This window comes from Streptomyces sp. YJ-C3 (genome assembly GCF_053891275.1).
The window spans coordinates 3,703,301-3,725,039 of record NZ_CM132685.1; the positions used below are offsets into that span (position 1 = coordinate 3,703,301).

The window sequence follows — 21,739 nt, forward strand, 5'->3', positions numbered from 1 at the left end:
CGCCGGCGGGCCCTACTTGTTCGGGTCGCGGAAGCGGCCGAACGCCTTCGTGAGAGCGCCCAGCGGCGAGCCGTCGGCCCTGACCTGCCCCGGCGCGACCGGCCGGGGCACGCCGTCGCCGCCGGTCGCCTCGGCCAGCGCGGCCTGCGCCGCGTCGGCCGCCTCCCGGTACAGATCACGTGACTTCGTCATGGCGTCGAGCGCCTCGGCGTACCGGGTGACCATGCCCTGGGCGTGCACCAGCTCCTCGTCCGGAGTGAGCAGGTGCCAGCCCTGGCGCAGCCGGGTCAGGGCCCGCTCGGCGTCGGCGGGCAGCGGCCGCGGCAGCGCCGCGAACTCCTTGATCCGGTCCAGCAGCTCGGTCGGCTCCGACCCGTCCAGGAAGACGCTGCGCACGGTGAAACGGTCCGCGTCGTAGTCCGGGCCCTGCGGCGCCGTGGGCAGCACGACGCCGCCGCCCCGCGGCATCCGCAGCTTCAGCTCCCGCTTCAGCGCGAAGTCGACGATCTGCGCCTGCTCCGGCGTGCCCCGGTGCTCGATCACCCGGTGCCGCAGACTCGGCGGCAGGAACCGCGTGACCGGCTGCTGCCCCTTCGCGTCCGGCGTCATCGCCTCGTGCACCACGACATGGACGTACCAGCTCTGCCGGGTCCACTCGCGCAGCCGGTGGCGCAGCTCGTCGTCGTCCTTCGGCAGGTGGTTCGTCGTCCGCAGGCGCGCACCCCCCACCGCGTCGTGGTCCCACGGCACACGGTCGCTGTCCGGCCAGAACATGGTGGCGGGCGACGGCCAGTACGGGTCCCACGGCTGTTCCGCCTCGGCCGCGAGGACCCAGGTGACGGCCTCGGCCTCCTTGCGGCGACCTTCGGGGTCGTACGTCGTCAGCTGGGCACGCACCGTGACGTCGTCGGCCACGCGCCAGCGCGCCTCGAACAGGCGGCGGGCCAGGACGGTGGAGCGGGCCGCCTCGACGGGGTCGAGGTCCAGGAAGTCGTCGAGCACCCCGGCCGCCTTGAGAGCGATCAGGTTGCGCCGGACGTCCTGCTCGGGCTCGGGCCCCAGGTGGCGCCCGCTGCCCAGCCATGCGGTGTCGGGGACGGTGGTCGAGGAGGTGCTGTTCTTGGCCATGGAGTCGTTCTGTGGGTGATCGGGGCCCGATCAGTATGGGCCGTGGACGGGTCGGCGGGAGCGGGCAGGGTGGGCGGGTGTCGGGATTGTCGCGCGTGTACACGGCTCTCCGCGGTGCGCAACGCCGTCGTACCGCGGCCTTGATCCCGTACGCTCGACGGATGGCCCGGTACTTCGACGTGCACCCCGCGAACCCGCAGACGCGCATCATCGGCGCTGTCGCCGATGGCATCCGCGACAGCGCGCTGATCGCCTACCCCACCGACTCCTGTTATGCACTCGGCTGCCGACTCGGCAACCGCGAGGGCGTCGAGCGGATCCGCGCGATCCGGCACCTCGACGACAAACACCACTTCACGCTCGTCTGCCAGGACTTCGCACAGCTGGGCAAGTTCGTGCAGATCGACAACGACGTGTTCCGCGCGATCAAGGCGGCCACGCCCGGCAGCTACACCTTCATCCTGCCCGCCACGCGTGAGGTGCCGCGCCAGCTGCAGCACCCGAAGAAGAAGACGGTCGGCGTCCGCATCCCCGACCATGTCGTCACCCAGGCGCTCCTCGCCGAGCTGGGCGAGCCGCTGCTGTCCAGCACCCTGCTGCTGCCCGGCGAGGACGAGCCGCTCACCCAGGGCTGGGAGATCAAGGAGCGGCTCGACCACGCGGTCGACGCGGTGCTCGACTCCGGCGACTGCGGCACCGAGCCGACCACCGTCATCGACTTCTCCGGCGGCGAGGCCGAGATCGTCCGCTACGGCGCGGGGGATGCCGACCGGTTCGAGTGACCCCCGCGCGCCTCAGCCGTCGTGGGCGAGCGTGCCCAGGAACCGGATGTGGGGGCGCTCGCCGGGACCGGGCCGGGTGATGTGCGCGCGGACGCCGTAGACGTCGGCGATGAGGTCCTCGGTGAGGACGGTCCCCGGCTCGCCCGCCGCCACGACCCTTCCCTGCCGCAGCACCACGACCTGGTCGCAGTACGTGGCGGCCAGGTTCAGGTCGTGCAGGGCGACGACGCTGGTCAGCTCCAGGCCCGTGATCAGGTCCATCAGCTCCAGCTGGTGCTGGATGTCGAGATGGTTCGTCGGCTCGTCGAGCAGCAGCTCACGCGGTTCCTGCGCGAGAGCGCGGGCGATCTGCACCCGCTGGCGCTCACCGCCCGACAGCGTGTGCCACAGGCGGTGCGCCTGCTCGGCGAGGCCGCTGCGGTCGAGGGCCGCACGGACCGCCGCCTCGTCCGCGGCCGAGACGGGCGCCCAGGCCCTGCGATGCGGGACCCGGCCCAGCCGGACGACATCGCCGACCGTCAACTCGACCTGGGTGTCAGCCTGTTGATGGACCAGGGCGATCCGCCGGGCCGCCTCCTTGCGGGGCAGCGCGGAGAGCGGGGCGCCGTCGAGGGTGACGACTCCGGCCGCCGGAGCGAGGACCCCGGCGAGCAGCCGCAGCAGCGTCGACTTGCCCGAGCCGTTCGGGCCGAGCACCCCGGTGACGGAGCCCGTCCGGGGCGTCAGGCTGACCCCGTCCAGGATCAGGGCGCCGCCGGGCGACCAGGACACGCGGTCCGCGCGCAGGCCCGCGCTCACCGGGTGCTCCGGCCGCGGTACAGCACGGCCACGAACGCGGGCACGCCGATCAGCGACGTCACCACGCCCACCGGAACCTCCTGCGGTTCGAGGACCGTACGGGCCAGCGTGTCGACCCACACCAGGAACACGGCACCGGCCACCGCCGTGACCGGCAGCAGCCGGGTGTGCCCCGGCCCCACCAGGGCGCGCGCCGCGTGCGGCAGGACGAGCCCGACGAAGCCGATCGCCCCCGCCGCGCTGACCAGGGCCGCCGTCAGCAGGGCCGTCACGCACAGCAGGACGAGCCGGGTGCGGGCCACGTGCACGCCGAGCGCGGCCGCCGCCTCCGGGCCGAAGGCGAACGCGTCCAGGGTCCGGCCGTGCCCGAGGCACACCGCCAGCGTCACCACGAGCACCGCCAGACACAGCCACACCTCCGTCCAGCCGACCCCGCCGAGCGAGCCGAGCAGCCAGAACAGGACGCCGCGCGTCGTCTCCGCGTCGGCCGCCGTGAGCACCACGAACGAGGTCAGCGCCGAGAACAGCTGCATCGCGGCGACCCCGCACAGCACCACCCGGTCCGTCGTCCCGCCCAGGGTGTGACTGAGCAGCAGCACCAGCGCGAACGAGCACAGCGCCCCGAGGAACGCGCCGCCGGACACCGAGAGCGCGCCGCCGCCGAGGCCCAGCACCACGACGAGGACCGCCCCGGTCGACGCGCCCGACGAGACACCGAGCACGAACGGGTCGGCGAGCGGATTGCGCAGCAGCGCCTGGAGCGTGGTGCCGCACACCGCGAGCCCGGCCCCGCACACCGCGGCGAGCAGCGTGCGCGGCAGCCGCAGGTTCCACACGATGCCGTCCCGGATCGGGGACAGCTCGGAGGTGCCCCAGCCGATCCGGGCGCCGACCGCCGACCACACGTCGCCGACGCCGATGTGCGCGGGTCCGATGGTGATGGCCACGGCGACGGACGCGCACAGCACGGCGAGTGCCGCGGCCCCGTACAGGGCGGGCCGGACCGTGCTCACTTGCCGAGGCCGAAGCCGCGCAGCGCGGCGGCCACCTTCTCCACACCGTCGACGGTACGGATCGTCGGATTCAGGTCCTGCCCCTTCAGCAGCACGTACCGCTTCTCGCGGACGGCGGTCATCTCCTTGGTCACCGGGTCGGACTCCAGGAACCGGATCTTCTGCGCGGCGGACTCCGCGGACTGCGAACGGCGGGTCAGATCGCCGATGACGAGGACGTCGGGGTCGCGGTCCGCGACGGTCTCCCAGTTGATCTGCGGCCACTCCTCGTGCGTGTCGTCGAAGACGTTGCGCACACCGAGCTCCTCGGTGACGATGCCGGGCGCGCCGCAACAGCCGGCCATGTAGGGCGAGTCGGAGTTCGCGAACCAGTACAGGACGCTCACACCCTTGGCGTCCACGCCCGAAGCCGCCTTCTTCACACGGGACTTGAGCTGCGCGACGAGCTTGTCGCCGCGCTCCTCCACGTCGAAGATCCGGGCCAGGTCGCGTATCTCGCCGTAGACGGTGTCCATGGTCAGGGCACGGGTGCGTACGCCGTCGCCGTCACCGCTGTTGTCCTTGCCGGCGCAGTCCGTGGGTGACAGGTAGGTGGGCACGCCGAGCTTCTCGAACTGCTCGCGGGGCGCCACGCCGCCCTTGCCGAGGGTGTACGTGAACGAGGCTGCGGCGAAGTCCGGTTCGGTGTCCAGGACCTTCTCGAAGGACGGGTAGCGGTCGGCGAGCCGCGGGACCTTCGCGTTCGCCTTCTCCAGGCCCTTCAGGACGGGATCGGTCCACGTCGCGGTCCCCACCATCCGGTCGGCGAGACCGAGCGAGAGCATGATCTCCGCCGAACCCTGGTCCAGGGCGACGGCGCGGCGCGGGGCGTGCGCGACCCGGACCTTCGTACCGCAGTTGTCGAGGGTGACGCCCCCGCCGGCCCGGTCCGCGGTGTCGGCGGAGCCTGCCCCGCCGCAGGCCGTGAGCAACAAGGCGCCCGCCAACAGCGGTGCGAGACGGCGGACTTGACGTGCGAACGGCACGGAACTTCCTCTGCGTCCAGGGCCCATACGCGGAGCCGGTCTGTGGTCCACCCCCGGCCGGTCCTCGACCCCGGGGGCCGCCAGCAGGTCTTCGGACTCGGGATCGTCCGGCCGGAGCGCCTTCCCGGACCGGTGGACCGGCCCAGTGGCAGTGGCTCCGCCCGTCACCCTCACCGCTGCGCGTCAGTTCCGGACTTCCACCGGATTCCCTGACCCGTGCACGTACGAGAACGCACAAAGGTACGACTGGCCATCGGAAGGTATCACGGGCCTGACCAGGCACTCCCGGGCGGGCCGGGCCTCCCGGTACGTCCCGGAGGCCATGGCATGGTGCTGCTCCGGGAACATCTGGGTCGCCGCCCACGCCGTCCGGCCCCTACCCTGCGTCGGATGATGACAGCTGACGACGTGCGGGCCGTGCTCGCCCTGCTGCGCCGGGCCGGGGCGGACGTGTGGGTCGGGGGCGGCTGGGGCATCGACGCCCTGGTCGGCGAGCAGACCCGGGAGCACCGTGATCTGGACCTGATGCACCGGCAGGAACAGGAGCCGGTCGTGCTCGCCGCCCTGGCCGACGCGGGATTCACCGAGTCCCTGGACCAGCGCCCCGTCCGGTTCGTCGTCACGGATCCGGACGGACGCGTACTCGATCTGCATCCCCTGGTCTTCGCCGACGACGGTTCCGCCCGGCAGGCCTCCTTCGCCGCGGAGCGGCCGTTCGTCTATCCGGCGGAGTGCTTCGTCACCGGCACGGTCGCGGGGGAGCGGGTGCCGTGCCTCTCCGCCGCCCAGCAGGTGTCCTTCCACCAGGGCTACGAGCCCACGGACCGCGACCGGCACGACATGGCCCTGCTCCGCACGGTCTTCGGGATCGCCACGCACTTCTGACCGTCAGTCACGGCGTGAGCATCGAGCGACTGCTCCTCAGCGCTCGGCGTTCAACGCGGCGACCGCGCCCGCCGGGTCGCCGATCGTGGCGTAGTCCACGGCGACGAACGTGACCGGTCTGCCGCGCTCCCGCTCGCACCGGTGGACCCGGTCCAGGACGAAGCGGCGGGTGTTCACCGTGCCCGCGTCGAGCCGGCTGCCGCCGTCGATGGTGATGAAGTGGTTCAGCAGGAACAGCCGCTTGTCGTCGCCGCCGCGGTGCGGCGCGCAGCTCATCTCGTCCGGCGCGCGGAACGCGAACGGGGTCTCCATGCCGTACCGGTAGAAATTGCGGTACCAGGGCGCCGGGCCGTCCGCCCGCTCGGCGAAGACGACCAGGCGGCGACCGCTGTCGATCATGTCGCCGAGCGTCGGCCAGGGCTTCGCCGGGTCGGGGTCGGGCGTGTGCACGAGAGTGTCCAACCCGGCCTCGTGCACGGCCTGTCGGGTGTCCCGGCCGGTGATCGCGTCCTGCACGATGAGGGTGATCACCTCGGTCGGGTGCGCGCGCATCCAGTCACCGATCTCGCGCAGCGTCGGCACCAGGGCGAGCGCCCCCGCCCGGCACACGGAATGGCACAGCCACAGCCCCTCGCGCGGAGGGTTGAACGTGTTGATCGCCTGGGTGATGAGCGCCTGCTGCGCGGCCGTGAAGTCGGAGTCGCGCAGGCGCCCGGCGATCTCGTCGGGCTGCTCCCACCGGTAGGTGTCGATCTGCAGGGCGCGGACGCCGTCGTTCAACTGGGCGGTGATCCCCGGGTCCTGGAGAGGGCCGATGAAGCGGTCGACCGTCGTCGACATGGCGTTGTGCGAGGTGAGGTACGCGACCTCGTCGTAGCGGCGGTCGCACAGCGCGGAGCTGCCCTGGCACGGACGCGGTGCGGCCGGCCGGGCGACGAGCGGCACCACGGTCATCCCGGCCAGCGCCACAGCGGCGCCGCCGAGCCCGAGGGTGACGAGGCGCCGGGAGTCCAGGGCCCGCACCCGCCGTACCCGGTCCACCAGGACCAGCAGCGCTCCGGCGGCCACGGGGACGAGCGCGGCCCACAGGGCGGTGCGGGCGATGTGGTCGAGGGCGCCGTGCTGCACGTCGTCGACGAGCCGGATCAGACTCGGCGGCCACGACGCGGGCGGGTCGACGACGCGGCCGTCGGTGACCAGCCGGGTCACACCGACGGCGGCCGCCGTCAGCAGCCCGCCGGCGAGGAGCGACCACCCGAGGCGCCGCAGCCGGGAGCCCGGCCGGGGAGGGCCGATGAACCAGAGCGCGGCCAGGGAGAGCACGAGCAGCACCGCGGCGACGATCTCCACGAGCCCGAGTCCCGCGGCGGTGTAGGGGCGGATGTCGTGGAGGACCTGGAGGTCGTTGCCGGAGGCGGCGAGGACCGCGCCGAGGTCCCAGGTGCCGCCGTCGACGGCCCGCTGGAACTGCCGCACCGCCTCGCGGGCCCGGTCCGAGAACACCGCGGGCGCCACGGCCGCGAGCGCCGTGGCCACGTCCCCGTCGGCCAGCGCGGTCTCGACCTGCGGGCGCAGCGCGTCACGCTCCCGCTCCGGCAGCGCCCGCAGCAGCGTCTCGGCGGCCCGGTCGGCCTGCGTCGTGGTGAGCGGGAGCGTCGGCAGCCCCTCCGGTGCCCGGCCCGCCGCCAGATCGCCCACGGCGTCCGAGAGGTCCGCCGTGAACCGGTCGAAGTCGGGTTCCGTGCTGCGCTGCAGCCCGGCCACGAGATCGCCGAAGTAGGTCTGCGCCAGATGGTCGACATTGGCGAGCACCGGCCGCAGGTCGACGGTCAGGTCGAGGGTGGCGCGCTCGCCGTTCAGATAGCCGACCACCGCGTCGATCTGCTGCTGTGCCAGGGCACGGACCGTCTCCGGCGGCAGCACCAGTTTGATGTTGGACGTCACCTGGGCTTCCGGGACGTTCAGCCCCGCCAGCAGGTCCCTGGTGACCGGGGAGACCGCGGGGTCCACCAGCACCTCGTTGTAGAGCCGGTCGTACGCGCGCTGCTCGTCGAGCACGGACGCGTGGAACGCCGGGTCGAGGACCGTGGCGCGCACCGTCGCCGTCGTGATCACGCACAGGGTGGCCAGCGCGGCCACCACGAAGGCCACCACCCGCACCGGTCCGTGGAGCGCGGTCCGTTCCATGGCGTGACCTCACCGGCTGCGCGGCGGTCAGAAGTCCACGGGGTCGCGCACGATGGGGCAGGTCATGCAGTGCCCGCCACCACGGCCGCGGCCGAGTTCGGCGCCGACGATGGTGACGACCTCGACACCGGCCTTGCGCAGCAGGGTGTTGGTCTGGGTGTTGCGGTCGTAGGTGACGACGACACCGGGTTCGAGGGCGACCGCGTTGTTGCCGCTGTCCCACTGCTGGCGCTCGGACGCGTACACGTCCCCGCCGGTCTCGATCACCTGGAGCCCGGGGAGGCCGAGCGCCTTGGCGACGACGTCGACGAACGGGGTCGAGCCCTCGTCGACGATGTCGAGGCCGGGAGCCTTGTCGCTGGGACGCAGCGAGAACGTGTGCACCGAGTCCATGATCCGCGGGTAGAGCGTGACGATGTCCCGGTCGGCGAACGTGAAGACGGTGTCCAGATGCATCGCCGAGCGCAGCTTCGGCATCCCGGCGACGACGACGTGCTCGGCCGCGCCCTTCTCGAACAGGGCGGCCGCGACCTGGGTGATGGCCTGCCGCGAGGTGCGCTCGCTCATGCCCATCAGGACCACTCCGTTGCCGACCGGCATGATGTCGCCGCCCTCGAACGTGGCCTGCCCCCAGCCCAGTTCGGGATCGCCCCACCACACGGTCGACCCGACGAAGTCCGGGTGGAAGAGGTAGATCGCCTTCATCAGCAGCGTCTCGTCGTGCCGTGCGGGCCAGTACAGCGGGTTGAGCGTGAGGCCGCCGTACAGCCAGCAGGTGGTGTCGCGGGTGTAGAGCGTGTTGGGCAGCGGCGGCATCAAGTACTCGCGCACACCGGTCGACTCGCGGGCCATCGCCACGTACGCGGAGCGGTAGTCGTCGGGCAGGTCGGTGGTGGCGAGACCGCCGATGAGGTACTCGGCGAGCTGCCGCGGCTCCAGTGACTCCAGGAAGGCGCGGGTGTCGTCGATCAGCCCCACCCCGACCTGATTGGCGACGATCTTGCGGTCGAGGAGCCAGGACCTCGCCTCGGGGATCGCCATGGTCCGCGCGAGCAGATCGTGCAGCTCGACCACGTCGACACCGCGCCGGCGCAGCTTGTTGACGAAGTCGGCGTGGTCGCGCTGGGCGTTCTCCACCCACATGACGTCGTCGAAGAGCAGGTCGTCGGAGTTGGTCGGGGTGAGCCTGCGGTGCGCGAGCCCCGGCGCGCAGACCAGGACCTTGCGCAGCGTGCCCACCTCGGAGTGGACGCCGTACGCGGCGGAAGCGGGGGTGTCGTGGTCAGTCACGGTGTGCCTTCCGGGGTTGACGGTCTCACAGGCTGATCCAGCCGGCCGCCAGGGCGACGATGCCGAGCACGGCGCCGACGACGGAGACGATCAGGATGAGCAGCTCGCGCGGGGAGAACAGGCGCCTGCCCTGCTCCCTGCGGGCCATGACGAACAGGATCGTGGCCGGGGCGTAGAAGACGAACGAGACCAGGACGAACTTCAGCCCGGCCGCGTAGAGCATGAACGCGGTGTAGAGCGTGGCGACGGCCGCGATGGTCAGCTCGCGCGTCGAGGAGCGCCCGCCCTCCGTACGGCGGTCGGGCCGCGTCCCGATCTTCACGGCGAAGGCGGCCGCCAGCAGGTACGGAATCAGGGACAGCGCGCTGGTGAGATCGAGCGCGAAGTTGAAGGCGTCGTCCGAGAACGCGGTGATCACCAGGACGACCTGGGTGAGCACGGTCGTCATGAGGAGCGCCGGCAGCGGGACGTCCGCCGAGGTCGCGCGCCGCAGGAACCGCGGCATGTCGTCGTCCTTGGCCGCCACGAACAGCACCTCGGCGGCCATCAGCGTCCAGGCGAGATAGGCGCCGAGGACGGAGACGATCAGACCGACGCTGATGAACACCTTGCCCCAGGTGCCGACGGCCTCCTCGAGGACGCCCGCCATGGACGGCTGGCGCAGTTCGGCGATCTCGCCCATCGGCAGGATCCCGTACGACACGATGACGACGGAGGCGAAGACGGCGAAGACGCTGAGGAAACCGAGGATCGTGGCCCGGCCGACGTCCGAGCGCTTCTTGGCGTGCCGGGAGTAGACGCTCGCGCCCTCGACACCGAGGAAGACGAACACGGTGGCCAGCATCGTGCCGCGCACCTGGCTGAACAGCGAACCGGCGTAGTCGGCGCCGCCGAAGTTGTCGGCGAACACCGACGGCTTGAAGTACACCAGGGCCAGTACGACGAAGACGAGGATCGGCACGATCTTGGCCACGGTCACGACCTTGTTGATCGCCGCGGCCTCCTTCACCCCGCGCCGGATCATCAGGAAGAACGCCCACAGGCCGGCCGAGGAGAGCACCACGGCGAGCGCCGTGTCGCCGTCGCCCAGAGCGGGCCAGATCGCGCCCACGGTGGACATGATCAGCACCCAGTACGTCACATTGCCGACGCAGGCGCTGGCCCAGTAGCCGAACGCCGAGAAGAAGCCCAGGTACTCGCCGAACCCTGCCTTCGCGTACGCGTAGACGCCCGCGTCCAGGTCGGGCCGGCGCACGGCCAGGGACTGGAAGACGAAGGCGAGCATCAGCATGCCGGTGCCGGCGATCGCCCAGGCGATGAGGGCGCCCGCCACCCCGGTCTCCTCGGCGAAGCGCCGGGGGAGGGAGAACACCCCGGCGCCGACCATGGAGCCGATGACCATCGTGGTCAGGGTGAAGAGAGTCAGCTTCGCGGCGGGAGCGCTCTTCTCGACGGCCTGCTCCATGTCGGCCCCTCCGGGCGGTACGGGTGTGCGTGCGGGTGTGAACGGGATGCCGGTGCACCAGTTTCAACCTGTTTGATGGGGTGCCGCACCTTTTACTCGTATCCGGATGGCTGGATGAGCCGATCTGTGCGCAGCATGGATGGATCGCGACAGAAGGGCCTTCAGGCATGCATTCCTCGTTGAACCCGGCGATTCTCGGGCAGCTGCGCGCACCGCGGCCCTATCCCGCCGTGTCCCTGGCGATGCCGACCCACCGGACGAAGCCCGACAACGCCCAGGACCCCGTCCGCCTCGGCAACCTCGTCGACGAAGCCGTACGGCAGCTCGCCGCGGACCCGGCCGTGACCAGGGAACGCCGCGACGACGTGGTCGCGCAGCTGAGGAAGGCGGTCGAGGAGGTGGACCTCGCCCACGCCAGGAAGGGGCTCGTCGTCTTCGCCGCGCCCGGGGAGCACCAGGCGTGGGTCGTCGACCGGTCCGTGCCCGAACGGGTCGTGGTCGCGGACACCTTCCTCACCCGCAACCTCGTCGCCGCCGACGCGGCGCAGCGCGCCTACTGGGTGCTGGCCGTGGCCGCCGACCGGATGACCCTCTGGGACGGGCAGGGCGACCGCGTCACCGAGGACACCGGCCACGGCTTCCCGCTGAGCCGCAGCCTGGAGGACCCCGACGCCGAGCGCAAGGAGCGCGTCGGCGACCTGCCGAGCACCTTCCGCGACGAGCAGACCCGGCAGTTCTTCCGCGACGCCGACGCCGCACTGGGCAACCGGCTGGGCGACGAGCCCCGGCCCCTCTACGTCACCGGGGAGCCGGCCGCCCTGTCCCTGCTCAACGAGATCGGGACCGCCGCGCACGGCGCGGTCCAGGTCCCGTTCGGCGGGCTGGCCGGGGCCGCCGCGGACACGGTCGCGCGGGCCGTGGCCCCGGCCCGTGCCGACGACGCCGAACGCGTGGTCGCCGAGGCGCTCGCGGAGCTGGACCGGGCACGCGGCGGCAACACCTACGCGGCCGGCGTGGACGAGGTCTGGCAGAAGGCCTCGGACGGCCGGATCCACCGGCTCGTCGTGGAGGAGAACTACCGCATCACCGTGCGGGCCGGGGAGGGCCATCTCGAACCGGCCGCCGCCGACGACCTGGACGCGGTCCACGACATCGTCGACGAGATCGTCGAGTCCGCCCTGGAGACCGGCGCGGAGGTCGTCTTCGTCCCCGACGGCACGCTGGCGGACGCCGGACACGTGGCCGCCGTCCTGCGCTTCTGACCGACCGCCCTACAGGCGCGAGGAAGCGTCAGTGCTCAGAAAGGAACCCGCTCATGAAGACAGCCCGGGCGTCCGGACGGACCCGCCGCCGTCGCGCGCCGATCGCCGTGGCCGTGTGCGCGGCCGCCGGCATGCTGACCCTCGCGGCATGCGGCTCCGACAGCGACAACGACGGCGGAGCGAGCGCCAGCCCCCGGCCGACCGCACCGAACGCGTCGGACTTCTCCGGTGAGGCTCCGTCGGCGCTGGCCTCCAGCGCCGCGTCGAAGAAGGCGGAGGTCAAGGAGTCGGCCTCCAGGGCGGCCGAGTCGGCGTCCCAGCGGGCCCACGACTTCGAGGCGTCGGTCTCCGCCGACGTGGAGCGCAACCGGCAGGAGTTCCAGAAGGAGCTGGACGCCGTCGACGGGCAAGGCAACGCGATGAAGGACGTCTCCCTCACCGGCAAGCCGCTCGCCGAGACGGACAACGTGCGCGCGCTCGTCGTCAACATCACCAACAGGACCGACGAGACCGCGTCGTTCGCGGTGCAGGTCGACTTCAGCGACTCCGACGGCAAGGTCGTGGAGTCCAAGGTCGTCGGCGCGAAGGACCTGAAGGCGGGCGACCGCGCCCAGCCGCTGGCCATCAGCTCGAAGCCGCCGGAGCCGCACCTCACCGCGAAGATCGCGAAGGCCCAGCGGTACTGACGGAACGGGGCGCCGGCACGGTCGCTATCTTGTGATCCATGCAGTCCTACACAATCGGCCAGGCGGCACGGCTGCTCGGCGTCAGCCCCGACACGGCGCGGCGCTGGGCCGACGCGGGCCGGGTCGTCACGCATCGCGACGAGGGCGGACGGCGCCTCATCGAGGGCAAGGACCTCGCCGCGTTCTCCGTGGAGCTGGCCAAGGGCACCGGCGGCGACGAGGACGTCTCGTACACCTCGGTGCGCAACGCGTTCCCCGGGATCGTCACCGCCGTCAAGCTCGGTGACGTCGCCGCCCAGGTCGAGATCCAGGCCGGACCGCACCGGCTGGTGTCGCTGCTGACCCGCGAGGCCGTGGAGGAACTCGGCCTGGAGGTCGGCATGGAGGCCACCGCCCGGGTGAAGTCGACGAACGTGCACATCGACCGCGCCTGACCGCTCAGATGCCGGCCGAGCGGTCGTGGCACAGCAGGGCCGCCCACAGATCGAGCCGGTCGGCGAGCCGGGACAGATCGCGCCCGGTGAAGAGCTCGATGCGCTGGACGCGGTAGTGAACGGTGTTGACGTGCAGGTGCAGGGCCTGCGCGGTCCGCGCCCACGACCCGTCGCAGGCGAGGAAGGTCCGCAGGGTCTCCAGAAGCGGGGTCGCGGAGGCGTTCTCGGCGTCGAGGAGCGGGGCGAGCACCGTGCCGCTGAACGCGCCGCGGACCGTCGCCGGGATCCCGGCGAGCAGCGTGTCGAGTGTGGTGAGAGCGGTCGCGTCGGTCAGCAGCGAGGAGCCGGGGGCGGTGCCGCGGGCCGCGTCCAGGGCGAACCGGGCCTCGGCCAGCGCAGGTCCGAGGCCCGCGGCCGACGCGGCGGGTGATCCGGTACCGCCGTGCAGCGCCACCCCCGGATCGCAGGCGGCGACGCGCTGCCACACCTCGTCGGCCGGCCCCGCCGGACCGGCGGTGACGGAGAACGCCGTGCCGTCCGGCAGTACACCGACCGCCGCGGGCCCCGTCGCCACCAGAGCCGTCACCTCCGCCAGCGCGCCCTCGGCGGGCCACGCGCCCTCGCCGCTCGTGCCGGCGACGACCACGCGGTACGGGCCACGGGCGGGCAGCCCGCAGTCGCGCAGCGCCGCTTCCAGCGCGCTCGCGGAGGCAGTCTCCCGGCAGAGCAGCGCGCCCAGTCCGTCGGCGGCCCGGACCCCGGTCGAGCGGTCCCGGATCCCCGACTCCTGGCAGCGGCCCAGGATCGCGGCGACCTCCTGCAACAGACGGGGCGGTACGGCGTCCCGGTCGGGCAGGTACAGATGCCTTCGCTCGTACGGGGAGGCGAGGTCCGCCTCGACGGGCAGCGCCGCGCCGTCGCTGTCATGGACCAGCGCCGCCGCCTGCACCGCGGCCAACGGCCGTGCGTGCGCGGTGGCGGCGACCGTGCGCCCGGCCGGGGTCAGCACGTAGGCCTCGGTCGCCCGGCCGAGATGCGCGAACGCGGCCTCGACGATCTCCTGCGGTCCCGCGCCCCGGGCGAGGAGCCGGCTCAGGCGGATCCGCGCGTTCTCCGGCAGGGCGTGATGACGGCTCAACTCGCCCCACTGCTGCAGATAGACGGTGTCCGTCACGGACCGGAACATGACGTGCGCCGGGACCGCCGCCACCGGCAGCGCATGCCGCGCGCACGCCTCGACCAGCACCTCGGGAACCGCGCCGTGCGTCTCCTCGCCCGCCAGCAGCGCGGCGGCCCCGGCGCCGCGCAGTGCGGAGACGAACCGCTCCGCGCGCCCCGGACCGCCCCGCGGCGTCCACCACACCAGTCCGCTGAGCACCACCTCGCCCGGGCGCACGAACCGGGCCGGATTCTCCAGGTCCGTCACGGTCACCCCGCTGATCTCCCGCTCCAGCAGCGCGTCCGCGGCCCACAGCAGGCGCAGGCCCAGGGTCTCGTCCTTCAGGAGATGTTCGACGTGCATGGTGCTCCGGGTTCTCGTACGGACCGGATCCGGCCGCTCCGCGTGCCGCTCTCCGACATATCTCATTCACCAGGCAAATGAGCTTCTTGGCATAGTAAATGCCAGGTGAAGGGAGTGGAATACCCCTTGGTTGATCCTCCAGCCGAGGCCCCGGAAAACTCGGAGTTTCCGTGCTGTGAACCAGTCGTCCGCGGCCGGATCCCGTTGCTTCACTGACCGGCATGGACCTGAACACCGTGGTGGAGATACGGGATGCCCGGGATCCCGCGCCCTGGCAGCCGGGCGACGCGTGGCTCGGCGGCGGCACCTTCCTGTTCTCCGAACCCCAGCCGCGCCTGCGGCGCCTGGTCGACCTCAGCCGCACCGGCTGGACCCCCGTGCGGCGCCACCCGGACGGCTCCGTGGAGATCGCCGCCACCTGCACCATCGCCCGACTGTCCCGCTACGCCGCGGCGTTGACGGACGCAGCGGCGCCCCTGTTCGAGCAGTGCTGCCGGGCCTTCCTGGCCTCGTTCAAGATCTGGAACATGGCCACGGTCGGCGGCAACCTCTGCAACGCCCTCCCGGCCGGCCCGATGATCTCGCTCACCGCCGCGCTCGACGGGGAGTGCCTGCTGCTCGCCCAGGACGGCGTACGCCGCCGGGTGCGCGTCGCCGACTTCGTCACGGGAGCCGGCCGCAAGGTCCTCGCCGAGGGGGAGTTGCTGCGGTCGGTGACCCTGCCGGCCCGCGCCCTCGCCTGCCGCACGGCGTTCCGGCAGGCGTCGCTGTACGGCCTCGGCCGCTCCGGGGCGCTGGTCATCGGGGCGCTCGACCCGCACGACGGATCGCTGGCCATCACCGTCACCGCCGCGACCGTGCGGCCGATCCGGCTGTGGTTCCCGCTGCCGCCGAGTGCCGACCGGCTGCGCGCGGACCTCGACACGGCGATCCGCGACGACGAGTGGGTCGACGACATCCACGGACTGCCCGCCTGGCGACGGCATATGACACTCCGGTACGCGGAGGAGATCCGCCGCGAGCTCGAAGGGACCCCCGCACCATGAGGACCGACATCAACGGCCGCCCCTTCGAGGACGAGCCGCGTCCCGGCCAGTGCCTGCGCACCTACCTGCGCGAACGCGGCTGGTTCGGGGTGAAGAAAGGCTGCGACGCGGGGGACTGCGGCGCCTGCACCGTGCACGTCGACGGCGAACCCGTGCACAGCTGCCTGTACCCGGCCTTCCGCGCCGACGGCCGAGCCGTCACCACCGTCGAGGGGCTGGCCGCACCGGACGGCGAACTCCACCCCGTGCAGCGGAAGTTCCTCGACGCCCAGGGATTCCAGTGCGGGTTCTGCACGGCCGGGTTCATGATGACGACGGCGGCCCTCTCCGACGACCAACTCGACGATCTCCCCAAAGCGTTCAAGGGAAATCTGTGCCGCTGCACCGGCTACCGCGCCATCGAGGACGCCGTACGCGGCCGGTGCCACGTCGAGGCCCCCGCCCCCGGCGAGTCCGTCGGCCGCAACCTGCCCGCCCCCGCAGGCCCCCAGGTCGTCACCGGCACCGCCCGCTACACCTTCGACCTCGACGTGCCCGGACTGCTGCACATGAAGCTGCTGCGCTCCCCGCACGCCCACGCCCGCATCACCGCGGTCGACACCGCCGCCGCCCTGCGCGTCCCCGGCGTCCACGCCGTCTTCACCCACCAGGACGCCCCCGAGCGGCACTACTCCACCGCCCGCCACGAACACCCCGAGGAGGACCCCGACGACACCCGCCTCCTCGACGACACCGTCCGCTACATCGGGCAGCGCGTCGCCGCGGTCGTCGCCGACAGCGAGGCCGCCGCGGAAGAGGGTTGCCGCCGCGTCGAGATCACGTACGAAGTGCTGCCCGCCGTCCTCGACCCGGAGGACGCCATGCGGCCGGGCGCACCCGTCGTACACGACAAGGACGCGGCCACCGCGCGCATCGCCCGCCCTCGCGCCAACGTCGTCGGCGAGACGCACGGCGAGACCGGCGACGTGGAGCGCGGCTTCGCCGAGGCCGACGTCGTGTACGAGGACACGTACCGCACCCAGCGCGTCCAGCACGCCAGCCTGGAGACGCACGGCGCCCTCGCCTGGCTCGACGAGGACGACCGGCTCGTCGTGCGCTCCAGCACCCAGACCCCCTTCCTCACCCGGCGGGCCCTGTGCGCGCTGTTCGACCTGCCGCAGGACAAGGTCCGCGTCGTCGCGGGCCGGGTCGGCGGCGGCTTCGGCGGCAAGCAGGAGATGCTCGTCGAGGACATCGTCGCCCTCGCCGTGCTGCGGCTGCGCCGCCCGGTGAAACTGGAGTACACCCGCGCCGAGCAGTTCTACGGAGCGACCACCCGGCACCCCTTCACCATCGGCGTGAAACTCGGCGCCCGGCGCGACGGCACCCTCACCGCGCTCCAGCTCCGCGTCGTCTCCGACACGGGCGCCTACGGCAACCACGGCCCGGCCGTGATGTTCCACAGCGTCGGCGAGTCCACCGCCGTCTACCGGGCCCCGCACAAGAAGGTCGACGCGTACGCGGTCTACACGCACACCGTTCCGGCCGGCGCCTTCCGCGGCTACGGCCTCGGGCAGGTGATGTTCGCGCTGGAGTCCGCGCTCGACGAACTCGCCCGGCAACTCGGCCTGGATCCGCTGGAGTTCAAGGCCCGCAACATCATCGGCCCGGGCGAGGCCATGGTCACTCCCGGCGGCGAGGAGGAGGATCTCCACATCGCCAGCTACGGCCTCGACCAGTGCGTGGACATCGTGCGCCGCGCGCAGGCCGAACTCGCGGGCGAGAGCGCCCCGGAGGGCTGGCTCGTCGGCGAGGGCACGGCCCTCGCGATGATCGCCACCGGCCCGCCCGGCGGCCACTTCGCGGACGCCCGCGCCGCCCTCGCCTGCGACGGGACGTACGAACTCGCCTTCGGGACAGCCGAGTTCGGCAACGGCACGACCACCGTCCACCGGCAGATCGCCGCGGGCGAACTCGCCACCACCGTCGACCGCATCGCGGTGCGCCAGTCCGACACCGACGTCGTCCGCCACGACACCGGAGCCTTCGCCTCCACCGGTGTCGTGGTCGCGGGCAAGGCCACCCTGCGCGCCGCACGCGCTCTGGCCGACCAGATCCTCGACGTCGCGGCCGCCCAACTACGCGTCCCGCGCGCCGACTGCCGTCTGGGAGAGGAGGCCGTCCTGCACCCCGGCGGACGCCTCCCGCTGAAGGAGCTGTACGCCGCCGCGCAGGCCGTCGGCGTGACCTTCACGGCCGAGGGGCACTTCGGCGGCACCCCGCGCTCGGTCGCCTTCAACGCGCAGTGGTTCCGGATCGCCGTGGACCCCGGCACCGGCGAGATCCGCATCCTGCGCAGCGTGCACGCGGCCGACGCCGGACAGGTCATGAACCCCATGCAGTGCCGGGGCCAGGTCGAGGGCGGCGTCGCGCAGGCGCTCGGCGCCACCCTCTTCGAGCACGTGCGCATCGACGAGCACGGCGCCGTGGAGACCGCCGCCTTCCGCCGCTACCGGCTCCCTCAGTACGCCGACGTGCCGCGCACCGAGGTCCACTTCATGGAGACGCGCGACGCCATCGGCCCGCTCGGCGCGAAATCGATGAGCGAGAGCCCCTTCAACCCCGTCGCCCCCGCCTTCGCCAACGCCCTGCGCGCCGCGACCGGCATCCGCTTCACCGAGCTGCCGCTCACCCGCGACCGCGTCTGGCTCGCCCTGCACACCGCTCAGACCCAGGAGGCGTAGTCCCCCGTCACGCGGATCGCACTGATGCCGCTGATGTGCCGGGCCCCGCAGCGGTCCTGCGGCAGTACGAGCTGCGGCCCCGCCCGGTCCAGCGGGCTGTCGTCGACGGTCAGCGCCAGCAGGACCGGCTGGCCCGCGAAGTCGGGGTCGATCTCGGCCCAGGACAGCAGCGCGTGGTGACCGTCGGCGCCGCGCACCGCGACGAGATAGCGCAGCCGGTCCTTGCGGCGCACCGGGTCGAAGCCCGGCCCCGCCGCCGACAGCACGTCGTACAGCCGCGGACCGGTGAAGCGGTGGTGCTGGACGCCGCTGGTGGCGCACTCGAAGTCGACCTCGGCGCCGTGCTGCGACCAGGCCCGCAGATCGGTCACGGACAGCCGGGCCGGCCGTGCGAGATCGCCGCTCAGCGTCAGCTGCGCCACGGGGTCGGCCACGGGTTCCGTCATGGACTGGCTCATGGGCCACCACCTCCCGCAGGACCGTACCCGCCCGATCGCCCCGTACAAACGCACATGCGTATATCCAAGGGGCAAGATCCCAGCTCATGCGATGTGACAGAAGACTTACACCTTGCAGGTGCGGCAGTATGATCCCCGCAACCCATCGGCTGCCGCACCAGTCGAAAGCTCAGGAACCAAGGGAGTGGACCCGTGATAACCCGTTCCGCGCGCCGGACCCGTCGGATGCTGTCCGTGGCCGGCCTCGGTACCGCCGCGCTGCTGACCCTGAGCGCCTGCGGCTCGTCCGACTCCGGCTCGTCCTCGGACTCCTCCGCACCGGCCTCCGCGGACAAGAAGCTGTCCGGCACGGTGACCGTGTTCGCCGCCGCCTCGCTCAAGGAGAGCTTCACGACGCTGGGCAAGCAGTTCGAGAAGGAGCACCCCGGTACCAAGGTCACCTTCAACTTCGGCGGCAGCGACAGCCTCGCCGCGGGCATCAACGGCGGCGCCCCCGCCGACGTGTTCGCCGCCGCGAGCCCCAAGACCATGAAGATCGTCACCGACAAGGGCGGCGCGTCCGGCGAGCCGACGACCTTCGTGCGCAACCAGCTGGAGATCGCCACCCTGCCGGGCAACCCGGACAAGGTGTCCTCGCTGAAGGACCTCACGAACTCCGACCTCAAGGTCGTGCTGTGCGACAAGAGCGTGCCGTGCGGCGCCGCCGCCCAGAAGGCGCTCGACGCCAGCAAGCTGAAGCTCACCCCGGTCTCGTACGAGCAGGACGTCAAGAGCGCCCTGACGAAGGTCGAGCTGAAGGAGGCCGACGCGGCCGTCGTCTACAAGACCGACGTCCACGCGGCAGGTGACAAGGTGGAGGGCGTGGAGTTCCCCGAATCGACCGACGCCATCAACGACTACCCGATCGCCCTGCTCAAGGACGCGCCCAACGCCGCCGCCGCGAAGGAGTTCATGAAGCTGGTGCAGTCGGCCGACGGGCAGAAGGTGCTGACCGAGGCCGGGTTCCTCAAGCCGTGACCTCGCTCGACAAGTCCGGCGCCGCGGCCGACACCCTCACCGGTGGGCCGCGGCGCCGCCGTGTCCGCACCGCGCCGCTGCCCCTGCTGCTGCCCGCCCTCGTGGGCCTCGCGTTCCTCGTGGTGCCGCTGCTGGCGCTGCTCGTCCGCGCCCCCTGGCGGGACCTGCCGTCCCAGCTGACCAGCACCGAGGTGTGGCAGGCGCTCCAGCTCTCCCTCGTCTGCGCCACGCTGGCCACCCTCGTGAGCCTGGTGCTCGGCGTGCCGCTGGCCTGGCTGCTGGCCCGCACGGAGTTCCGCGGCCGCGGTCTCGTACGCGCCCTGGTGACACTGCCGCTCGTCCTGCCCCCGGTGGTGGGCGGTGTGGCGCTGCTGACGGCGCTCGGCCGCAACGGGATCGTCGGCCAGTACCTGGACTCCTGGTTCGGCATCACCCTGCCCTTCACCACGACGGGCGTGGTGATCGCCGAGGCGTTCGTCGCCATGCCCTTCCTCGTCATCAGCGTCGAGGGCACCCTGCGCGCCGCCGACCCGCGCTACGAGGAGGCCGCCATGACGCTCGGCGCGTCCCGCTTCACCGCGTTCCGCCGGGTGACGCTGCCACTGATCGCGCCCGGCATCGCCGCGGGCTCGGTCCTCGCCTGGGCCCGTGCGCTCGGCGAGTTCGGCGCGACCATCACCTTCGCCGGGAACTTCCCCGGCCGCACCCAGACCATGCCGCTCGCCGTCTACCTCGCCATGCAGAGCGACCCGGCCGCGGCGATCGCCCTCAGCCTGGTCCTGCTCGCCGTGTCCATCACGGTTCTCGCGGGCCTGCGCGACCGCTGGATGACCGCCTCATGACCGAGACCGTGACCGACCGCGAGTCGGCCCGCCGGGACGGCGCGGGCCTCGACGCCCGTCTCGTCGTCGACCGTGGCACCTTCCGCCTCGACGTGACCCTGGCCGCCGCCCCCGGCGACGTCGTCGCCCTGCTCGGCCCGAACGGCGCGGGAAAGACCACCGCGCTGCGCGCCCTCGCCGGCCTCGCCCCGCTCGACGACGGCCACCTGCGCCTCGACGGCCACGAACTCGACGGCACCCCGCCCGAGTCCCGCCCCGTCGGCGTCGTCTTCCAGGACTACCTCCTCTTCCCGCACCTGACCGCCCTGGACAACGTCGCCTTCGGGCCCCGCTGCCAGGGCAGGACCAAGTCGGAGGCCCGCGCCGAGGCCACCGCCTGGCTCGACCGGATGGGACTCGCCGCCCACGCCGGGGCCAAGCCGCGCCGCCTGTCCGGCGGCCAGGCCCAGCGCGTCGCCCTCGCCCGCGCCCTGGCCACCCGGCCCCGCCTGCTCCTGCTCGACGAGCCCCTGGCCGCGCTCGACGCCCGTACCCGCCTCGACGTTCGGGCCCAACTCCGGCGCCACCTGGCCGAGTTCGAGGCCGTCGCCGTCCTGGTCACGCACGACCCGCTGGACGCCATGGTGCTGGCCGACCGCCTGGTGGTCGTCGAGGACGGGCACGTCGTCCAGGAGGGCGCCCCCTCCGACATCGCCCGCCACCCGCGCACCGACTACATCGCGCAGCTCGTCGGCCTCAATCTCTACCGGGGCCGCTCCGACGGCCACACCGTCCAGGTCGACGGCGACGGCCCCGCGATCACCACCACCGAGGACCTCGACGGCCCGGTCTTCGTCGCGTTCCCGCCGGGAGCGGTGACCCTGCACGGCGAGCGGCCCACCGGTTCCAGCGCGCGCAACCTGTGGCGCTGCGAAGTGGCCGGCATGGAGACCCACGGCGACCAGATCCGCGCCGCCCTCACCGGCGAACTGGCGCTCGCCGCCGACCTCACGACCGTGGCGGCCGCCGAGCTCGACCTGCACCCCGGCGCCACGGTGTGGGCGACGGTCAAGGCGGCGCAGACCCACGCGTACCCCGCCTGATCCGGGACCTTCGGCCCCACTTGGTCCCCTGCGGCGAGGGTCCGCCACGATCTGCCAGGCGCCGCCGTCCGGGCGCCTGGCACCTGCGACGGGG

General features: G+C 72.5%; 19 protein-coding genes and 1 riboswitch. Of the genes, 10 read left to right on the plus strand and 9 right to left on the minus strand.

The genetic code is table 11. The features are described from left to right. Nucleotides 1-12: 12 nt before the first annotated feature. Entirely contained in the window at nt 13-1,128 is a 1,116-nt protein-coding gene (locus tag ACVHNB_RS16305) for a hypothetical protein (protein ID WP_456228444.1), read from the minus strand. Nucleotides 1,129-1,289: 161 nt separating this feature from the next. On the opposite strand from ACVHNB_RS16305, the gene ACVHNB_RS16310 reads away from it, so the two are divergent. Continuing rightward, complete coding sequence (locus ACVHNB_RS16310) at nt 1,290-1,910, plus strand: L-threonylcarbamoyladenylate synthase (protein WP_428950435.1); 621 nt, start codon at nt 1,290-1,292, stop codon at nt 1,908-1,910. Between the two features lie 12 nt (nt 1,911-1,922). On the opposite strand, the gene ACVHNB_RS16315 is transcribed toward ACVHNB_RS16310, so the two are convergent. From ACVHNB_RS16315 to ACVHNB_RS16325, 3 genes are read right to left on the minus strand one after another with little or no spacing between them, the layout of a single operon-like run. Then, entirely contained in the window at nt 1,923-2,708 is a 786-nt protein-coding gene (locus tag ACVHNB_RS16315) for an ABC transporter ATP-binding protein (protein ID WP_428950434.1), read from the minus strand. Then, nucleotides 2,705-3,721, minus strand: a complete 1,017-nt coding sequence (locus ACVHNB_RS16320) for a FecCD family ABC transporter permease (protein WP_456228445.1) — start codon at nt 3,719-3,721, stop codon at nt 2,705-2,707. Before ACVHNB_RS16320 ends, ACVHNB_RS16315 begins: the two co-directional genes overlap by 4 nt. Further along, nucleotides 3,718-4,773, minus strand: a complete 1,056-nt coding sequence (locus tag ACVHNB_RS16325) for an ABC transporter substrate-binding protein (protein WP_428950432.1) — start codon at nt 4,771-4,773, stop codon at nt 3,718-3,720. Before ACVHNB_RS16325 ends, ACVHNB_RS16320 begins: the two co-directional genes overlap by 4 nt. A gap of 38 nt (nt 4,774-4,811) precedes the next feature. After that, a riboswitch (cobalamin riboswitch) is annotated at nt 4,812-5,012 on the minus strand. Between the two features lie 127 nt (nt 5,013-5,139). Here ACVHNB_RS16325 and ACVHNB_RS16330 point away from each other — a divergent pair. Beyond that, on the plus strand, nt 5,140-5,631 hold the full coding sequence (locus ACVHNB_RS16330; protein WP_456228895.1) for a nucleotidyltransferase domain-containing protein: 492 nt from the start codon (nt 5,140-5,142) through the stop codon (nt 5,629-5,631). A 36-nt stretch (nt 5,632-5,667) separates the two neighbouring features. Here ACVHNB_RS16330 and ACVHNB_RS16335 read toward each other — a convergent pair whose 3' ends face one another. From ACVHNB_RS16335 to ACVHNB_RS16345, 3 genes are read right to left on the minus strand one after another with little or no spacing between them, the layout of a single operon-like run. Further along, entirely contained in the window at nt 5,668-7,818 is a 2,151-nt protein-coding gene (locus ACVHNB_RS16335) for a hypothetical protein (protein ID WP_456228446.1), read from the minus strand. A gap of 27 nt (nt 7,819-7,845) precedes the next feature. Then, nucleotides 7,846-9,108: an arginine deiminase gene (locus ACVHNB_RS16340; RefSeq protein WP_428950430.1), complete on the minus strand. Its 1,263-nt coding sequence runs from the start codon at nt 9,106-9,108 to the stop codon at nt 7,846-7,848. A 25-nt stretch (nt 9,109-9,133) separates the two neighbouring features. Next, nucleotides 9,134-10,573 (minus strand): basic amino acid/polyamine antiporter, encoded by a 1,440-nt coding sequence (locus ACVHNB_RS16345; RefSeq protein WP_428950429.1) that lies wholly within the window; start codon nt 10,571-10,573, stop codon nt 9,134-9,136. A gap of 167 nt (nt 10,574-10,740) precedes the next feature. Between ACVHNB_RS16345 and ACVHNB_RS16350 the strand changes: the two genes are divergently transcribed. From ACVHNB_RS16350 to ACVHNB_RS16360, 3 genes are read left to right on the plus strand one after another with little or no spacing between them, the layout of a single operon-like run. Continuing rightward, nucleotides 10,741-11,835: a baeRF3 domain-containing protein gene (locus tag ACVHNB_RS16350; protein WP_456228447.1), complete on the plus strand. Its 1,095-nt coding sequence runs from the start codon at nt 10,741-10,743 to the stop codon at nt 11,833-11,835. Nucleotides 11,836-11,888: 53 nt separating this feature from the next. Next, the gene (locus tag ACVHNB_RS16355) at nt 11,889-12,521 is read left to right on the plus strand and encodes a hypothetical protein (protein WP_428950427.1); all 633 of its coding nucleotides are present in this window, start codon (nt 11,889-11,891) and stop codon (nt 12,519-12,521) included. Nucleotides 12,522-12,559: 38 nt separating this feature from the next. Next, nucleotides 12,560-12,955 carry a TOBE domain-containing protein gene (locus tag ACVHNB_RS16360; RefSeq protein WP_428950426.1) on the plus strand — a complete coding sequence of 132 codons (396 nt, stop codon included), beginning with the start codon at nt 12,560-12,562 and terminating at the stop codon, nt 12,953-12,955. 4 nt (nt 12,956-12,959) lie between these two features. Here ACVHNB_RS16360 and ACVHNB_RS16365 read toward each other — a convergent pair whose 3' ends face one another. Beyond that, nucleotides 12,960-14,477: a helix-turn-helix domain-containing protein gene (locus ACVHNB_RS16365; RefSeq protein WP_456228448.1), complete on the minus strand. Its 1,518-nt coding sequence runs from the start codon at nt 14,475-14,477 to the stop codon at nt 12,960-12,962. Nucleotides 14,478-14,698: 221 nt separating this feature from the next. Between ACVHNB_RS16365 and ACVHNB_RS16370 the strand changes: the two genes are divergently transcribed. Both ACVHNB_RS16370 and ACVHNB_RS16375 read left to right on the plus strand, forming a co-directional pair. Then, nucleotides 14,699-15,523: an FAD binding domain-containing protein gene (locus ACVHNB_RS16370; RefSeq protein WP_456228449.1), complete on the plus strand. Its 825-nt coding sequence runs from the start codon at nt 14,699-14,701 to the stop codon at nt 15,521-15,523. Then, complete coding sequence (locus ACVHNB_RS16375; RefSeq protein WP_456228450.1) at nt 15,520-18,246, plus strand: molybdopterin-dependent oxidoreductase; 2,727 nt, start codon at nt 15,520-15,522, stop codon at nt 18,244-18,246. Before ACVHNB_RS16370 ends, ACVHNB_RS16375 begins: the two co-directional genes overlap by 4 nt. On the opposite strand, the gene ACVHNB_RS16380 is transcribed toward ACVHNB_RS16375, so the two are convergent. Beyond that, nucleotides 18,228-18,704: a molybdopterin-dependent oxidoreductase gene (locus tag ACVHNB_RS16380; RefSeq protein WP_428950422.1), complete on the minus strand. Its 477-nt coding sequence runs from the start codon at nt 18,702-18,704 to the stop codon at nt 18,228-18,230. The genes ACVHNB_RS16375 and ACVHNB_RS16380 overlap by 19 nt on opposite strands. 195 nt (nt 18,705-18,899) lie before the next feature. Between ACVHNB_RS16380 and modA the strand changes: the two genes are divergently transcribed. Genes modA through ACVHNB_RS16395 form a run of 3 tightly spaced genes read left to right on the plus strand, consistent with a single transcriptional unit; the run spans nt 18,900 to nt 21,645 of the window. Continuing rightward, nucleotides 18,900-19,721, plus strand: coding sequence for a molybdate ABC transporter substrate-binding protein (modA, locus tag ACVHNB_RS16385; protein WP_428957442.1), 822 nt, complete (start codon nt 18,900-18,902; stop codon nt 19,719-19,721). Then, nucleotides 19,718-20,563, plus strand: coding sequence for a molybdate ABC transporter permease subunit (modB, locus tag ACVHNB_RS16390; protein ID WP_428950421.1), 846 nt, complete (start codon nt 19,718-19,720; stop codon nt 20,561-20,563). Before modA ends, modB begins: the two co-directional genes overlap by 4 nt. Beyond that, the gene (locus ACVHNB_RS16395; RefSeq protein WP_456228451.1) at nt 20,560-21,645 is read left to right on the plus strand and encodes an ABC transporter ATP-binding protein; all 1,086 of its coding nucleotides are present in this window, start codon (nt 20,560-20,562) and stop codon (nt 21,643-21,645) included. The genes modB and ACVHNB_RS16395 overlap by 4 nt, the downstream gene beginning before the upstream one ends. Nucleotides 21,646-21,739 lie beyond the last annotated feature (94 nt).

Excerpts from the sequence above, each read along its gene's own strand:
- ACVHNB_RS16350 (WP_456228447.1), top strand. The coding sequence starts at position 10,741 with ATGCATTCCTCGTTGAACCCGGCGATTCTCGGGCAGCTGCGCGCACCG.
- ACVHNB_RS16345 (WP_428950429.1), bottom strand. The coding sequence starts at position 10,573 with ATGGAGCAGGCCGTCGAGAAGAGCGCTCCCGCCGCGAAGCTGACTCTC.
- ACVHNB_RS16375 (WP_456228450.1), top strand. The coding sequence starts at position 15,520 with ATGAGGACCGACATCAACGGCCGCCCCTTCGAGGACGAGCCGCGTCCC.
- ACVHNB_RS16360 (WP_428950426.1), top strand. The coding sequence starts at position 12,560 with ATGCAGTCCTACACAATCGGCCAGGCGGCACGGCTGCTCGGCGTCAGC.
- ACVHNB_RS16325 (WP_428950432.1), bottom strand. The coding sequence starts at position 4,773 with ATGGGCCCTGGACGCAGAGGAAGTTCCGTGCCGTTCGCACGTCAAGTC.
- ACVHNB_RS16330 (WP_456228895.1), top strand. The coding sequence starts at position 5,140 with ATGACAGCTGACGACGTGCGGGCCGTGCTCGCCCTGCTGCGCCGGGCC.
- ACVHNB_RS16305 (WP_456228444.1), bottom strand. The coding sequence starts at position 1,128 with ATGGCCAAGAACAGCACCTCCTCGACCACCGTCCCCGACACCGCATGG.
- ACVHNB_RS16380 (WP_428950422.1), bottom strand. The coding sequence starts at position 18,704 with ATGAGCCAGTCCATGACGGAACCCGTGGCCGACCCCGTGGCGCAGCTG.
- ACVHNB_RS16310 (WP_428950435.1), top strand. The coding sequence starts at position 1,290 with ATGGCCCGGTACTTCGACGTGCACCCCGCGAACCCGCAGACGCGCATC.
- ACVHNB_RS16395 (WP_456228451.1), top strand. The coding sequence starts at position 20,560 with ATGACCGAGACCGTGACCGACCGCGAGTCGGCCCGCCGGGACGGCGCG.
- ACVHNB_RS16365 (WP_456228448.1), bottom strand. The coding sequence starts at position 14,477 with ATGCACGTCGAACATCTCCTGAAGGACGAGACCCTGGGCCTGCGCCTG.
- ACVHNB_RS16335 (WP_456228446.1), bottom strand. The coding sequence starts at position 7,818 with ATGGAACGGACCGCGCTCCACGGACCGGTGCGGGTGGTGGCCTTCGTG.
- ACVHNB_RS16370 (WP_456228449.1), top strand. The coding sequence starts at position 14,699 with ATGGACCTGAACACCGTGGTGGAGATACGGGATGCCCGGGATCCCGCG.
- ACVHNB_RS16355 (WP_428950427.1), top strand. The coding sequence starts at position 11,889 with ATGAAGACAGCCCGGGCGTCCGGACGGACCCGCCGCCGTCGCGCGCCG.